Annotated in this window: 1 protein-coding gene and 2 pseudogenes; 2 read left to right on the top strand and 1 reads right to left on the bottom strand. The window is 63.8% G+C overall.

Annotated elements, in window-relative coordinates:
• Positions 1-529, bottom strand: a pseudogene (locus EOA29_RS33790) (DNA polymerase IV); the annotation flags it as partial.
• 65 nt (positions 530-594) lie between these two features.
• On the opposite strand from EOA29_RS33790, the gene EOA29_RS33785 reads away from it, so the two are divergent.
• Positions 595-1,170: a GNAT family N-acetyltransferase gene (locus EOA29_RS33785; protein ID WP_126093487.1), complete on the top strand. Its 576-nt coding sequence runs from the start codon at positions 595-597 to the stop codon at positions 1,168-1,170.
• A 103-nt stretch (positions 1,171-1,273) separates the two neighbouring features.
• Positions 1,274-2,236: pseudogene (locus tag EOA29_RS33780) on the top strand (hypothetical protein); the annotation flags it as partial.

The raw sequence follows: 2,236 nt of genomic DNA, 5'->3' as shown, positions 1-2,236 counted from the left end.
TTTCGATGGTCTGCGCGAAGCGCGCCAGCACAAGCGCCGGCGGCATGCCGTGCAGGCGCTCGGTGCCGGCCAGGTCGAGAAACGCCTCGTCGATCGAAAGCGGCTTGACGAGCGGCGTCAGCGCCTGCATCAGCGCGCGCACCTCGCGGCCGACCTGAACATATTTCTCCATGTTGGGGGGAATGACCACAGCGTCCGGGCAGGCTTCGAGCGCCTTGAACATCGGCATGGCCGAGCGCACGCCCTGGATGCGGGCGATGTAGCAGGCGGTGGAGACGACGCCGCGCCGGCCGCCACCGACGATCACCGGCTTGTCCTTCAGCGCCGGATTGTCGCGCTTTTCGATCGCCGCGTAGAAGGCGTCACAGTCGATATGGGCGATGTGCAGCCGGTAGAGCTCGGGATGACGGACGAGGCGCGGACTGCCGCAACGCTCGCAACGGCGCGCCTCGCTGCGCTGCAGCGCCAGACAGTCGCGGCAAAAACCGTGTTCGGGATTGTTGACAGGAGCCGCCATCGCTGCGAACATAAAGAGAACAAACGCAATGGTACGACAGTGCAGGGCCGGCAACAAGCTTGGCCTGGGGAGAACGTATGAGCACGACCATAGTACCGCTGACACCAGAGCGTTGGGTCGACTTCGAGGACCTGTTCGGCAAGCAAGGCGCCTGTTACGGCTGCTGGTGCACGCATTTCCGGCTGACGCCGGCGGAGCGCCGCGCGAGCGACCGCGAGCGCAACAAGGATCACATCAAGGCGCGCATCGAAGCCGGCCCGCCGCCGGGACTTCTGGCTTTCGAGGAGGGCAAGGCCGTCGGCTGGATGCAGATCGGTCCGCGCGCCGACGTGCCCGAGTGGAACAATCAGGGCAGGGGTTCGGCGCCGATCGATCCGGCCGACGCCGGCGACGCGAGCGTCTGGGCGATCTCCTGCTTCTTCATCCGCGTCAAGGCGCGGGGCAGGGGCATCACCCATCGCCTCGTCGACGGCGGCATCGCCTTTGCCCGCGACAATGGCGCCAGGCTGCTGGAAGCCTGCCCGATCGATCTCTCGCGTGACTCGCGCTCGATCGGGCTGTTCGTCGGCTCGTCACGGGTGTTCGAGAAGGCCGGTTTCGAGAGGCTTGTGGAGCGCAAGCCCGGCCGGCCGCTGATGCGGCTGGTGCTTTAGCGGCTTAGGGTTTTGGCTTACAGTCACCGTCTTGCAGCCGTAACGCTTCTTCCCTACCAGAAGCGCGAAACGGTTTGCCTTCCGAGACCAACGGAGAACTGACGTGAAGCGTGTTTTACCACTTGTTTTCGTTTTTGCTTTCAGTGCACCGGCCCTTGCCCAAACTGTCGACAGCCAGGGCGCGAAGCAGCTTTCCGACAGTCTGGCGCGCTATTTCGGCAAACAGGCGTTTGACAGTGGCGTGGTCAAGGTCTCGGTGGAAGGCGATGCCTACAAAGTCGTTGTCGACATCAAGGCGCTGGTCAATGCCCTACCGGAAGAGAAGTCGCTGAAATTCGACCTGGCGCCCTACGCCTTGACGGTGAAGCCGCGCAGCGATGGTTCCTGGGACGTCGCCTCGGATTTCTCGCAACGCATGTCTTTCGAATTCAACGGACCGGAAGGTCCGCAAAGCATGCAACTCGCGGTCAAGGACGGCAAGGGCACCGCAGTCTACGATCCGAACCTCGCCGCCTTCACCAGCGGCGCCAGCTCGATGGCCGGCATGACCATGACATCGCGGGAAGCCAAGCAGCAGGCGGACGTCACCGCCGGCGCCGGCACCGCGACCATCGCCGCCACCAAGTCGGCCAATGGCGGTGTCGACTTCACCGCGACGCAAAAAGTCTCGAGCTTCGTCGAGACGATCAAGGTCGACGATCCCGACAGCGGAATGAATTTTCCGTTGACGCTGAAAGCGCCGGAATTGTCGGTGGACGCGAAGGGCAAGGGCGTGCGGACGAAGCCGCTGCTCGACCTGCTTGCCTTTGCCGTGGCCAATGAGGACGAAGCCAAGCTCAAGGCCAACCAGGCGGAGCTCAAGACGCTTCTGCAGGCCGCGCTGCCCGTCTGGGAAAGGATCGACGGCAACTACGGCTTCAAGGATTTCGAGGTGGAGAGCCCTGTCGGCAAGTTCGGAGCGACGCAGTTCAGCGCTGCGTTCGGCATGGACGGCGTCTCCCAGAACGGCAAAGTCGACTACGCGATCAAGGCTTCCGGCCTGACGATCCCGCGGCAGATGCTACCC

Origin of the sequence: Mesorhizobium sp. M1E.F.Ca.ET.063.01.1.1 (assembly GCF_003998155.1) — a bacterium.
GTDB lineage: Bacteria > Pseudomonadota > Alphaproteobacteria > Rhizobiales > Rhizobiaceae > Mesorhizobium.
The sequence above is the reverse complement of the archived record's forward strand: the minus strand, read 5'-3'. Positions and strand labels throughout refer to the sequence as shown.